Below are 14484 nucleotides of genomic sequence, written 5' to 3'. Positions count from 1 at the left end.
CGGGCGCCCGCGCATAACGCGGACGCTCCCCCGAAAGACCGCGCGCGGCCTGGTCCCTCCCCCCGTGGGGACCGGGTCGCGCGCTTTTGCATGCCCGCGGGCCACCCCTGCGTGCCTGCATGCGTACGACAGTTCGCGTAGAGGCCCGGTATAGGCCCCCGCCGGAAGCTGACGGCGGATCCGGGTTCGTATCCCGGTCCGCTGTCCGAACAGACCTCCGAGAGGGAGAGCAGACATGGCTGACGAGCAGACCGACGACCGCGTGTACCGGGTGGTGCTCAACGACGAGGAGCAGTACTCCATCTGGGCCGCGGACCGGGACCTGCCCGCGGGCTGGCACGCGGAAGGCACCGAGGGGACCCGGCAGGAGTGCCTGGACCGCATCGAGGAGGTCTGGACGGACCTGCGCCCGGCAAGCCTGCGCCGCCGCATGGAGCAGGCCACCGCCTGAGAGGCGTCCGCCTGAGGCAGCGCCCGAGAGACGTCCGCCCGAGCGGCCGGCGTCCGGGACACGTCCGCCTCGAGGCGCACGCACACGCACAGCACCACGGCCGAGAACCGAAAGAAGCACACGGTGGGGGAGGAGCGCTCAGCATGAGCACGGGCGGAGTTCGTACGGGCCAGGAAGCCGGGGACCAGCGCGAGGAACTGGTGCGCGCCCGGCTCGCCGGTGCTCGCCGGGGGCGGCGCGCCGCACTGCGGCGGGCGGACCGGGACGGCCCCCTGGCCCTCTCCCACGGCCAGCAGCAGATGTGGTTCCTCAGCCGCCTCGACCCGGACAGCTGGGAGTACAGCGTTCCGGTCGTCCTGCGGCTGCGGGGACCGCTCGACGCGGAAGTGCTGCGCCGCGGCTTCGAGTCGCTGCACTCCCGGCACGAGATCCTGCGCACCCGCTACCGTCTCGACGGCGCGGAACCGGTCCAGCTCATCGACCCGCCCGGCCCGTTCGACCTCCCGGTCGACGATCTGACGGGACTGGCCGACGCGGCGGAGCGGGAGCGCGAGGCGCTGAGTCTGGCCGAGGCCGAACCGGGCCGCCCCTTCGACCTGGAACGGGGCCGGCCACTGCGCGCCCGGCTGATCCGTCTCGCGGAAGACGACCACGTCCTGGCCGTGGTATTGCACCACGTGGCCTGCGACGAATGGTCCGTCGGCCTGCTGCTCGGCGAACTCACCGCCCTGTACGAGGAGTTCGCGGCAGGCAGGCCCGATCCGCTCCCCCCGATCGACTTCCAGTACGCGGACTACGCGGCCTGGCAGCGCTCCCGCCTCGCCGACGGCACCCTCGACCCCCATCTCGCCTACTGGCGCGAACAGTTGGAGGGTGTCACCCCCCTGGAGGTACCGACCGACCGGCCCCGCCCGGCCAGCCGCAGCTGGGCCGGCGACGCGGTGCCCGTCACCCTCCCCGCCGAGCTCACCGAACGGCTGCGCGGCCTCGGCTCGGCGCACGGCGCCACCCTCTTCACGACCCTGCTCACCGGCTACCAGGCCCTGCTGGCCCGCTACACCGGACGCACCGACATCCCCGTCGGCACCGTCGTGTCCGGGCGTGGCCGCCCCGAGCTGGAGCAGCTCGTCGGCTACGCCATCAACACCCTGGTGCTGCGCGGCCGCTGGCAGGGCGACCCCTCGTTCCGCGCCCTTCTCGACGGCGCCCGCGCCACGGTCCTGGACGCCTTCGACCACCAGGAGTACCCCTTCGCCCGGCTGGTCGACGAGCTCCAGCCCGAACGCGACATGTCCCGCACCCCGCTGTGCCAGGTCGCCTTCACCCTGCACCAGGAGCGCACCGAGGCCTTCCGTCTCCCCGGAGTGTCCGCCGAACCGCTGCGCGCCACCTCCCGCGTCTCCCGTTTCGACCTCACCCTCCAACTGGGCGAGCGGACGGACGGCTCCGTGCACGGCACGCTGGAGTACAGCACCGCGCTCTACGACCGCGCCACGGCCGAGCGGCTGGCCCGCCACTACGTGCGCCTGCTGGAGTCCGCCGCCACCGACCCGGACCGCGCTCTGTCGCTGCTCGACCTGCTGGACGACACCGACCTGGCCGTCCTCGCGCCCGCGCCGCGCCTCTTCCCGGCACCCGAGCGGTGCCTGCACGAGCTCTTCGAGGAGCGGGCCGCCGCCACCCCGGACGCCACGGCGGTCGTCCTCGGCGGACAGCGGCTGAGCTACTCCGAGCTCGACACCCGCGCCAACCGGCTCGCCCACCACCTGCGCGAACTCGGCGCGGAGCCGGGAGAGTTGGTCGCCGTCAGCCTGGACCGCGGCATCGACCTCGTCCCCACCCTGATCGGCGTCCTGAAGTCCGGCGCGGCCTACCTTCCGCTGGACCCCGAACACCCGGCGGAGCGCCTCGCCTACACCCTCAAGGATGCCGGCGCCCGGATCGTCGTCACCTCGGACGCCCACGCCGAGCACCTCGCCGCCGCCCACGACGGCCGCCTGGTGAATCTGGACGGCGAGCGCGACACCGCGGCCCTGGCCGCCGCGCCCACCACCGCACCCGCCTCCGGTGTCCGCCCCGACGACCTGATCTACACCATTTACACCTCGGGCTCCACCGGCCGCCCCAAGGGCGTCGGACTCACCCACGCGAACGTACTGCGCCTGTTCACCGTCACCGAGGAGCACTACGGCTTCGACGAGCACGACGTCTGGCCGCTCTTCCACTCGTACGCGTTCGACATGTCGGTCTGGGAGCTGTGGGGCGCCCTGCTGTACGGAGGCCGCCTGGTCGTCGTACCCGCGGACATCGCCCGCTCCCCGGAGGACTTCCTGCGCCTGCTCGCCGACGAGCGGGTGACCGTCCTCAACCAGACCCCGTCCGGCTTCCGCGGCCTGGTCGCCCTCGCCGCCGACGCTCACGCGCTGGTCGACGAACTCGCTCTGCGCGTCGTCACGTTCGGCGGCGAACGCCTGGACATGCCGGCCCTGCGCCCGTGGGTCGCACGCCGTGGCCTCGACCGTACGGCGCTGGTCAACATGTACGGCATCACCGAGACCACCGTGCACACCACCTACCACCCGGTCACCGAGGCCGACCTCGCCGCCGACCACGGCAATGACGTCGGCGTACCGCTGCACGACCTCCAGGTGCAGTTGCTCGGCGACCACGGCGAATTGGTGCCCATCGGCGTCCCCGGAGAGATCCATGTCGGCGGCCCCGGTGTCGCCCGCATGTACCTGGGCCGCCCACGGCTCACCGCCGAGCGCTTCCTACCCGACCCGTACGGCCCGCCCGGCTCCCGTCTCTACCGAAGCGGTGACCTCGCACGCCGGCGCCCCGACGGCGGTCTGGACTACCTCGGCCGCATCGACCACCAGGTCAAGATCCGCGGACATCGCATCGAACTCGGGGAGATCAAGGCCGCGTTGACGGCCCACCCCCTGGTGCGCGACGCGGTCGTCGTCGCCCGTGAGGACACCCCCGGGGACAAGCGGCTCGTCGCCTATGTCGTGCTCGCGGGCGAGGCCGTGGTGGCCCCCAGCGAACTGCGCGCCCTGCTGGGCCGCACGCTGCCCGCCTACATGATCCCCACCGCGTTCCTGGCCCTCGGCAGGATCCCGCTCACCGTCAACGGCAAGCTCGACCAGGCCGCGCTGCCCGCGCCCGACCGGGGTGCGCTCGCCGTCGGACGGGCCCATGTCGCCCCGCGCACCGCCGCCGAGGAACGGATGACCGAGGTCTGGCGCGAGGTCCTCGGCGTCGACCGGGTCGGCGTCACGGACAGCTTCTTCGACCTGGGCGGCGACTCGCTCCGCGCCGTCTCCCTGGCCGCCGCGCTGCGCGACGCCGAGTACGACGTGACCGTCCGCGACGTGTTCGCGCACCGCACCCCGGCCGAGCTCGTCGAGTTCCTCACCGGACGCCCAGCGCCCGCCCGCCCGGAACCGGGCGTCGCCCCCTTCGCCCTCCTCGTGGACGAGGACCGCGCGCGCCTGCCGAAGGGCGTCGTCGACGCCTATCCGCTCGCCCAGGTGCAGCTCGGCATGGTCGTGGAGATGCTCGCCGACGACGGCCGCAACCATTACCACAACTCGACCTGCTTCCGGATCCTCGACGAGAACCCCTTCGACGCCGAGGCGCTCCAGCAGGCCGTACAGGTCGTCATCGGCCGCCACGAGATCCTGCGCACCTCGTTCGCGCTGGACGGGTTCTCGGTGCCGCTGCAGTTGGTCCACGACCCGTCTCGGGTCGACTCACCCGTCCGCACACGAGACCTGACCGCACTCGACGCCGAAGCGGCCGAGCAGTCCCTGCGCGCCTTCATGACCGAGGAACGCGCCGAACTCTTCGACCTCACCCGGCCCCCGCTGATCCGCTTCACCGCGCACACCCGCGACGACGGCAGCTGGTGGCTCACCCTCACCGAGTGCCACGCGGTCCTGGAGGGCTGGAGCCATCACTCCCTCCTGATGGAACTCGTCACCACCTACCGGGCCTTGCGTGACCGGCAGCCACTCCTGGAGCCCGAGCCCGCCGCCGTGCGCTACGCGGACTTCGTGGCAGCCGAGCTGAACTCCCTCGACTCGGACGAGGACCGCGACTACTGGCGCGGGATCGTCGAGAACCACCCCAAGTTCGTGCCGCCCGCCGGATGGGGCGACGACCCGCTCACCACACCTCGCGGCCTGCACCGCGCCTGGGTCCCCTACCACGACCTCGAATCCGGGCTGCGTGCCCTGGCGAGCGAGGCCCAGGTCCCCATCAAGAGCGTGCTGCACGCCGCCCACCTGAAGGTGATGAGCCGGCTCACCCCCGAGGAGACGTTCCGCACCGGCCTGGTCACCAACGCCCGCCCGGAGGCCGTCGGCGCCGAACGCGTCCACGGCGTCTACCTCAACCCCCTGCCCTTCGCCTTCCGGCGCGGGGCCCGCACCTGGCGCGAACTCGTCCGCCAGGTCTTCGACCAGGAGATCGAGGTCTGGCCGCACCGCCGCTACCCGCTCGGCGCCATGCAACGCGAATTCGGCGCCGGCGAACGCCTCGTGGACGTCCGCTTCAGCTACCAGAACTTCCGCCAGGTCGACCAGGACCTGATCGACTACGCCGCGACCATCGACGACAGCCCCACCGAGTTCCCGCTCGGCGTCTCGACCCGCGCCGGCTTCATGGTGATCACCGCCAACCGGCACATCATCGGCCGCGCGGGCGTCGACCGGCTGGCGTCGATGTACCGCTCGGTCCTCGAATCCATGGCCGCGGACGTGGACGGCGACGCCGAGCAGGTCGTCCTGCCGGGTGGCGAACGGGAGTTGGTGCTGTCGTCCTGGAACGACACGGCCGCTTCCGTGCGTGGGGTGTCGGTCTCCGAGCTGATCGCTGAGCGGGCGGCCGAGTCGCCGGGTGCGGTGGCGGTGGAGGCGAAGGGGCTGCGTCTGACGTTCGGTGAGCTGGACGCGCGGGCGAATCGTCTGGCGGGGGTGCTGCGTTCCCGTGGGGTGGGTGCTGAGTCGTCGGTGGCGGTGTTGCTGGATCGTTCGGTGGATCTGGTGGTGGCGTTGCTGGCGGTGTGGCGGGCGGGTGCGGGGTTTGTGCCGCTTGACCCGGTGCTGCCGGTCGATCGTGTGGCTGGAATGCTGGCGGATGCCGGGGTGTCGGTGGCGGTGACGTCCGGGGTCTATGCCGACCGGTTCGCGGTGGATGTTGTGCGGGTGGATGAGGATCACCCCGAGGCGGGGTGGTTGCCGTCGGTGGATCTGGATTCGCTGGCGTACACGATCTTCACGTCGGGGTCGACGGGCCGGCCGAAGGGTGTGCAGGTCACGCATCGCAGTCTTGTGAATCATGTGGACTGGGCGGTACGGGAGTTGGCTTCGTGCGGCTCGGGTGGTGCGCCGGTGTTCTCGTCGGTGGCGTTCGACCTGGTGGTGCCGAATGTGTGGGCGCCGTTGGTGGCCGGGCAGCGGGTGTGGCTGTTCGACGGTGAGTTGACGGAGCTCGGCCGGGAGCTGGCGGAGGCGGGCCCGTTCTCCTTCCTGAAGTTGACGCCTGGTCATCTTGAGGTGATCGGCGGTCAGTTGAGTGACGATCAGGTCCGTGGGCTCACGACACGGATCGTGGTGGCGGGTGAGGCTCTGCCCGGTGCGCTCGTGGAGCGCTGGCGTCGACTCCTTGGCGATGGGCGGCTCCTGAACGAGTACGGGCCGACCGAGGCGACCGTCGGTACCTGTGTCTTCCCGGTCGCGGAGGCGCACGAGGGTGTGGTTCCCATCGGGCGTCCGCTGCCGAACATGACGATGCGTGTTCTGGATGCCCGCCGGCAGCCTGTTCCGGTGGGTGTGGTGGGGGAGTTGTATGTCGGTGGCGCTGGTGTTGCGCGCGGCTATGTCGGGGATGCGGTGCGTACGGCGCAGCGGTTCCTGCCGGATCCGTACGGTGAGCCGGGGTCGCGGATGTATCGGACCGGTGACCTGGTGCGCTGGCGCGCCGACGGCGCCGTGGAGTTCCTGGGCCGTATCGACGACCAGGTGAAGGTGCGCGGCTACCGCATCGAACTCGGGGAGATCCGGGCCGCGTTGATCGCCCACCCGAAGGTCGCCGACGCGGCTGTGACCGTCACCGACGACCAGCGCCTGGTCGCCTACGTCGTCGGCGGCGACCCGGACGCCCTGGGGGAGTGGCTGAGCGGCACGCTTCCCGAGTACATGGTCCCTTCCCTCTTCATCGAGCTGGACAGGATCCCGCTGACGGCGAACGGCAAGCTGGACCGGCGTGCCCTGCCGGACGCGGAGGCCACGACTGCGGACACATACATCGCACCCCGCTCCGAGGTGGAGGAGAGCATCGCCGGGATCTGGGGCCGGGTGCTGGGCCTGGACAAGGTCGGCGTCGAGGACAACTTCTTCGATCTCGGCGGGCACTCCATCAAGGCGATCGCCCTGGTCGGTGCCCTGCGCGCCGAAGGCTTCGAGGCAGCGGTCAGTGATGTGTTCCGTCACCGGACCGTGGCAGGACTCGCGACAGCGCTGAGCGCCAGTGCCGGTACGCCCGCGGCGGAGCCCGCTGTCGTGGCACCCTTCGGCCTGATCCCGGAGGAGGACAGGGCCAAGCTGCCCGAGGGGCTGGCCGACGCCTTCCCGCTGGCCCAGGTGCAGCTCGGCATGCTGGTGGAGATGCTGGCCGACGACGGCCTGAACAAGTACCACAACACCACCACGTTCCGGATCAGGGACGGCCGGGCCTTCGATGCCGGTGCGCTGGAACAGGCGGCGAGGGCGCTGGTGGAACGGCACGAGATGCTGCGCGCGTCGTTCGCGCTGGAGGGCTACTCCGTACCGCTGCAGCTCATCCACCCGAGCGCGGAGATTCCGGTCACCGTGCACGATCTGCGCGGGCAGGACGAGGAGAGCCAGGCGGCAGCTCGTCGCGAGCACGTGGTCGGGGAGCGCGCCGCCACCTTCGACCTGGAGCGCCCGCCTCTGCTGAGGGTTTCGGCACTCGTGGAGTCGGACGAGGCCTGGTGGCTGTCGGTCAGCGTCTGCCACCCCATCACCGAAGGGTGGAGCCACCGTTCGCTGCTCAGCGAGATCGTGGAGGGCTACCTGCGGGTGCGCGGCGGCGAGTCGCTGCCCGCGCCGGAGGCGCCCGCCGTGCGGTACGCGGACTTCGTGGCGGCCGAGCGGGCCTCCTTGGAGTCGGACGAGGACCGCGGCTACTGGCGTGGTGTCATCGAGCGCCACGCCAAGTTCGAACTGCCCTCGGGCTGGGGCGGTGACGAGACGCCCCGTCCTGCGCACACCGTCCGCGTCCCGCTCGCCGACCTCGCGCCGGCGTTGCGCGCCGCCGCGAGTGACACCGGCACCTCGCTGAAGGCCGTGCTGCACGCCGCCCACCTGAAGGTGATGAGCCTGCTCACCCCGGAGGAGGCCTTCCACACCGGACTCGTCTGCAGCGGTCGCCCGGAAATCCTGGGCGCGGAGCGCGTCTACGGCATGTACCTCAACACCGTGCCGTTCGCCTTCCGGAGCGGCGCGCGCACCTGGCGCGAACTCGTCCGTCAGGTCTACGACCAGGAGGCGGCCCTCTGGCCCCACCGTCGCTTCCCGATGCCCGTGATGCAGCGCGAACTGGCCGACGGATCCCGCCTGCTGGACGTCCGCTTCAGCTATCTCGATCTCAAGGACGCCCAGGCCGAGTCCGACATCGTCGACGCGGACTCCGGCATGGGCGAGGGCGCGACGGAATTCGGCCTTGCCATAGCGGCCCGTGCGAGTGGTCTGCTCCTCACGGCCGATCCCCGCCGCCTCACCCCGGCCGCCGTCGACCGGCTGGCGTCGATGTACCGCTCGGTCCTCGAATCCATGGCCGCGGACGTGGACGGCGACGCCGAGCAGGTCGTCCTGCCGGGTGGCGAACGGGAGTTGGTGCTGTCGTCCTGGAACGACACGGCCGCTTCCGTGCGTGGGGTGTCGGTCTCCGAGCTGATCGCTGAGCGGGCGGCCGAGTCGTCGGGTGCGGTGGCGGTGGAGGCGAAGGGGCTGCGTCTGACGTTCGGTGAGCTGGACGCGCGGGCGAATCGTCTGGCGGGGGTGCTGCGTTCCCGTGGGGTGGGTGCTGAGTCGTCGGTGGCGGTGTTGCTGGATCGTTCGGTGGATCTGGTGGTGGCGTTGCTGGCGGTGTGGCGGGCGGGTGCGGGGTTTGTGCCGCTTGACCCGGTGCTGCCGGTCGATCGTGTGGCTGGAATGCTGGCGGATGCCGGGGTGTCGGTGGCGGTGACGTCCGGGGTCTATGCCGACCGGTTCGCGGTGGATGTTGTGCGGGTGGATGAGGATCACCCCGAGGCGGGGTGGTTGCCGTCGGTGGATCTGGATTCGCTGGCGTACACGATCTTCACGTCGGGGTCGACGGGCCGGCCGAAGGGTGTGCAGGTCACGCATCGCAGTCTTGTGAATCATGTGGACTGGGCGGTGCGGGAGTTGGCTTCGTGCGGCTCGGGTGGTGCGCCGGTGTTCTCGTCGGTGGCGTTCGACCTGGTGGTGCCGAATGTGTGGGCGCCGTTGGTGGCCGGGCAGCGGGTGTGGCTGTTCGACGGTGAGTTGACGGAGCTCGGCCGGGAGCTGGCGGAGGCGGGCCCGTTCTCCTTCCTGAAGTTGACGCCTGGTCATCTTGAGGTGATCGGCGGTCAGTTGAGTGACGATCAGGTCCGTGGGCTCACGACACGGATCGTGGTGGCGGGTGAGGCTCTGCCCGGTGCGCTCGTGGAGCGCTGGCGTCGACTCCTTGGCGATGGGCGGCTCCTGAACGAGTACGGGCCGACCGAGGCGACCGTCGGTACCTGTGTCTTCCCGGTCGCGGAGGCGCACGAGGGTGTGGTTCCCATCGGGCGTCCGCTGCCGAACATGACGATGCGTGTTCTGGATGCCCGCCGGCAGCCTGTTCCGGTGGGTGTGGTGGGGGAGTTGTATGTCGGTGGCGCTGGTGTTGCGCGCGGCTATGTCGGGGATGCGGTGCGTACGGCGCAGCGGTTCCTGCCGGATCCGTACGGTGAGCCGGGGTCGCGGATGTATCGGACCGGTGACCTGGTGCGCTGGCGCGCCGACGGCGCCGTGGAGTTCCTGGGCCGTATCGACGACCAGGTGAAGGTGCGCGGCTACCGCATCGAACTCGGGGAGATCCGGGCCGCGTTGATCGCCCACCCGAAGGTCGCCGACGCGGCTGTGACCGTCACCGACGACCAGCGCCTGGTCGCCTACGTCGTCGGCGGCGACCCGGACGCCCTGGGGGAGTGGCTGAGCGGCACGCTTCCCGAGTACATGGTCCCTTCCCTCTTCATCGAGCTGGACAGGATCCCGCTGACGGCGAACGGCAAGCTGGACCGGCGTGCCCTGCCGGACGCGGAGGCCACGACTGCGGACACATACATCGCACCCCGCTCCGAGGTGGAGGAGAGCATCGCCGGGATCTGGGGCCGGGTGCTGGGCCTGGACAAGGTCGGCGTCGAGGACAACTTCTTCGATCTCGGCGGGCACTCCATCAAGGCGATCGCCCTGGTCGGTGCCCTGCGCGCCGAAGGCTTCGAGGCAGCGGTCAGTGATGTGTTCCGTCACCGGACCGTGGCAGGACTCGCGACAGCGCTCGGCACCGACGGCGGCACGGACGAGGTGGACCGGTCGGTACCTACGGCCGTGGCACCCTTCGCGCTGGTCTCGGCACATGTCAGGGACTCGCTGCCCGAGGACGTCGTCGACGCGTACCCCCTCTCGCAGGTCCAGCTCGGCATGGTGCTCGAAATGCTGGCCGATGACGGCCTGAACAAGTACCACAACACGTCGACGTTCCGGATCAAGGACGGCCGGCCCTTCGACCAGGACGCGTTGGCGCGTGCCGCGCGCACGGTCGTGGAGCGACACGAGATGCTGCGTACCTCCATCGAGCTGGAGGACTTCGAGGTGCCGCTGCAGCTCGTGCATGCGACGGCCGACGCCCCTGTCGTCGTACGGGATCTGCGGGGCAGCTCCGCCGAGGAGTTCGAGGAGGCGCGACGGGCCCACATCGCACGCGAGCGCGGCGACCTGTTCGATCTCCAGCAGGCACCGCTGCTGCGGATCTCCGCGCTCGTCGAGTCGGACGAGGCCTGGCACCTCGGATTCACGCACTGCCACGCCATCACCGAGGGCTGGAGCCAGCAGTCCCTGCTGATGGAGGTGCTGGGGCTCTACCACGCCTGGGCGGCGGGGGAGGAGCCCGAGACGCCGGAGTCCGCGCCCGTGCGATACGCGGACTTCATCGCGGCCGAACTCGTCTCGCTCGACTCCGAGAAGGACCGCGCGTACTGGCGGCGGATCGTCGAGCAACATGCTCCCTGGGGCCTGCCGTCGGACTGGGGCACCGGGCCGGGATCACCCCGTGAGGACTTCAAGCTGTCGGTGGAGTTCCGCGACATCGAACCCGCGCTGCGGGCACTGGCCGCCGAGACCGGAACCTCCTTCAAGGCGGTGCTGCTGGCCGCGCATCTGAAGGTGCTGAGCACCCTCACCCATGAAGAGGCCTTCCACACGGGCGTGTTGTACAGCGCGCGGCCCGAGGTGCCGGGCGTCGAGCGGGTGTACGGCATGTACCTCAACACGCTGCCGTTCGCCCATCGGCGGGGCGCCCGCACCTGGGGCGAGCTCGTCCGACAGGTCTTCGACCGCGAGGCAGAGGTGTACGGGCACCGGCGCCATCCGCTGCCCGCCGTGCAGCGGCTCGCGGGCGGCCGCCGGCTGTTCGACGTCATGTTCCGCTACCAGGACTTCCACCAGGTCGACACCGGCACGGTCGACGTACAGGCCGGGGCGGGCGACAGCTCGAACGAGTTCACGCTGTCCCTCGCGAATGTGCCGGGACGGCTCGTCCTGCGCGCGATCAGCACCGGACTGAGCCGGGCCAACGCCGAGCGGCTCGCCGGACTGTACCGGGCCGTGCTGGAAGCCATGGCCGCGGGCCCGGACGGCGACGCGCAGGCGACGGTCGTCCCGGAGGCGGAGCGCACGCAGATCCTCCAGGACTGGAACGACACCGAGGTGGAGTGGGAATGAGCAATCCCCGACCGGGAACGAGCCGACCCCGACAAGGACCGCGCCGCGTCCACGAGGTGTTCGCGGACACCGCTGCCGCCCGCCCGGACGCCGTGGCCGTCGAGGCGGTGGACGGGTCACTGACGTACGGCGAACTCGACCGGCAGGCCAACCGCGTCGCGCACCGGCTGCGCGCCGCGGGCGTCGGACCCGAGTCGGTGGTCGGCGTGCTGCTGCGCCGCCGCCGCGGCCTGCTGCCTGTGCTGCTCGGCATCTGGAAGGCCGGCGGCTCCCACCTTCCCCTGGACCCGGCGCTGCCACGCGAACGGCTCGGCTACATGCTGAGCACGGCGGGCGCCCGGCTGGTGGTGACGGAGACGGAGCTGGCGCACCGGACAGGGGGTGGTGCCGACTGCGAGCGTCCGCGTGGGCAAGGCCAGGGCGACTACGACGGCGTACTCCTCGACGTGGAACGCGAGCGGGACGCGATCGCTCGGCAGCCCGACTCCGTGCCGGACCTCGGTGCGCCGGACGGGCTGCAGCACAGTCTCGCGTACACCCTCTTCACCTCCGGCTCCACCGGCCGCCCCAAGGGTGTGCAGATCGCGCACCGCTCGCTGCTGAACCTGCTGTTCTCGATGCGGGAGCGGTTCGGGGCCGGGCCCGAACACATCTGGCTGGCGGCCACCTCGCTGTCGTTCGACATCTCCGCCGCAGAGCTGTACCTGCCGCTGGTCACCGGTGGCAGGATCGTGCTCGCCGGTGACGAGGAGACGGGTGATTCCGGGGCCCTGCTGGGGCTGATCGACGGCCGTGGCGTCACCCATGTCCAGGCCACCCCGGCCGGGTGGAAGCTGCTGCGGGCGGCGGGGTTCGAGCATCGCCCGGTCACCGCGATCACGACCGGCGAGGCCTGTCCGCCGCCCCTCGCCCGGGAGTTGCACGGACACGTGGACCGGCTCGTCGACCTGTACGGGCCGACGGAGACGACCATCTGGGCCACCGGCTGGGAGGTCGAGGCCGACGTGGAGACCGTGCCGATCGGTCGGCCGATCCACAACCTGCGGGCCTATGTGCTCGATCCTGCGCTGCAGCCCGTCCCCGTGGGTGTGGTCGGCGAACTGTATCTGGGCGGCGCCGGTGTGGCCCGCGGCTATGTGGGGCGCCCCGCGCTCACGGCGGATCGGTTCCTGCCCGAGCCGTTCGGCGGGGCGCCCGGCTCTCGCATGTACCGGACCGGCGACCTCGCCCGATACCGCGCGGACGGTGAACTGGAGTACCTGGGCCGCGAGGACCACCAGGTCAAGATCCGCGGTTATCGCATCGAACTCGGCGAGATCGAGGAGCGGTTGCTGAGCCGGGAGGGGGTGCGGGACGCCGTCGTCGTGGTCCTCGAGGACGCCGGAGGGGAGAAGTGGCTCGCCGCGTACGTCGCGGCGGACCGCGCTTCGGGCCCGGACCAGGAGGCGTTGCGCGCCGGCCTCGCGGCGGAACTGCCCGCGTACATGGTGCCCGCCGCCTTCGTCCTGCTCGACGAACTGCCGCTCAGCGCGGCCGGAAAGATCGACCGCAAGGCCCTCCCCGCCCCCGGCCGGTCCGCGTTGATCGCCGACCGGGCGTATGTGGCGCCCCGCACACCGACCGAACAGCTCCTTGCGGACGTCTGTACCGAGGTGCTGGGCGTCCCGGACGTGGGCGTCCGGGACCGGCTGGCCGATCTCGGGGCCGACTCCATGCGGATCGTCCACGTCCTCGCGGCGGCTCGCCGCGCGGGCCTTGGCATCACCCTGCGCATGCTCCTGGACAACGGCACGATCGAAGACCTCGCGAGGGCCCTCGACGCAACGGGAACGACCACACCCACGGGAAAGACGACGACGATGACAACAGTCGCCACCGACCCCCTCTCCCCGGCCGAAATCGACCGGGTCATGGCGGAGCACCGGATTCCGGGCGCGGCCATCGCCCTCCTGCGGGACGGCGAACCCGTCGGCGTGCACGCCCACGGCGTCCGCGCCGCCGAGACGGGCGCGCCGGTGACCCTGCGCACCCGGTTCCAGGCAGGCTCGATCAGCAAGCACCTCACGGCGTACGCCGCGCTGCGGCTCGTCGACCGCGGCGTCCTCGACCTCGACGCGGACCTGGACGGCCTCCTCATCGGCCGTACGCTGCCCAGGGCGGCCGGCGGACGGCCCGTCACGCTGCGCCAGTGCCTGACCAACACCTCGGGTCTCGCGGGCGCTCAGGCCACCTGGTGGCATCCCCACGAGGCCATGCCGGACCTCTCCGGCATCCTGGACGAGATCCGGGCGGAACACGAGCCGGGTTCCCTCTTCCGCAAGGACGGCGCCCAGTGGGCGGTCGTGGAACAGCTCCTGACCGACCTCACGGGGCAGGACTTCGATAAGGCCGTCCAGGAGCTGGTGTTCGAGCCGCTGGGCATGCGGGACAGCGGCTTCGGGGCACCCGGCGCACCCGACGCCGCCGCCGGACACGACCAGCACGGACGCGAACTGTCCGGCGGCCACCGGGTACGTCCGGTGCGGGCGGGCAGCGGTCTGTGGTCCACGCCCGCCGACCTGGCCGTCTTCGCCGGGGCGCTGCGCCGCGCCCACCAGGGCCTGTCCGAACTGTTGTCCGCGCGGCTTGCGGGCGTCATGCTCACGGAAGCGTTTCCCGGCAGTTTCTACGGTCTGGGCACGGTGGTGGACGGCACGCCGGGGGAGCCCGAGTTCGGCCACGGCGGACAGACCGCCGGCTTCCGCGCCCTCACCTCGGTGCGGCTCCGGTCGGGCACTGGTTGTGTGGTGATGACGAATTCGGACAACGGCAAGGAGCTCCACCGGGCCGTCGCCGCAGCGCTCGGAAGGATCATTTCCGCCTAGCGCAAGGCACCGACCGGCCAAAGAAGGCAACGGATAACGCAGGAATAACGGTCCTTCATAGTTTCTCCACCGAGCCAAGTTCCGCAGATGTCAG

General features: G+C 71.1%; 3 protein-coding genes. All 3 read left to right on the top strand.

All coding sequences use genetic code 11. The features are described from left to right. Positions 1-235 precede the first annotated feature (235 nt). The 3 genes from OG390_RS06710 (at position 236) to OG390_RS06700 (ending at position 14390) form a co-directional block, all read left to right on the top strand. Complete coding sequence (locus OG390_RS06710) at positions 236-451, top strand: MbtH family NRPS accessory protein (RefSeq protein WP_028805844.1); 216 nt, start codon at positions 236-238, stop codon at positions 449-451. 143 nt (positions 452-594) lie between these two features. Further along, entirely contained in the window at positions 595-11526 is a 10932-nt protein-coding gene (locus OG390_RS06705; protein ID WP_406165812.1) for an amino acid adenylation domain-containing protein, read from the top strand. Continuing rightward, positions 11523-14390, top strand: a complete 2868-nt coding sequence (locus OG390_RS06700) for a non-ribosomal peptide synthetase (protein ID WP_406165811.1) — start codon at positions 11523-11525, stop codon at positions 14388-14390. The genes OG390_RS06705 and OG390_RS06700 overlap by 4 nt, the downstream gene beginning before the upstream one ends. Positions 14391-14484: the final 94 nt, after the last annotated feature.

This window comes from Streptomyces sp. NBC_00996, from assembly GCF_045162675.1.
GTDB lineage: Bacteria > Actinomycetota > Actinomycetes > Streptomycetales > Streptomycetaceae > Streptomyces.
Note: the sequence above shows the minus strand (reverse complement) of the source record. Positions and strands in the feature narration are given on the sequence as shown.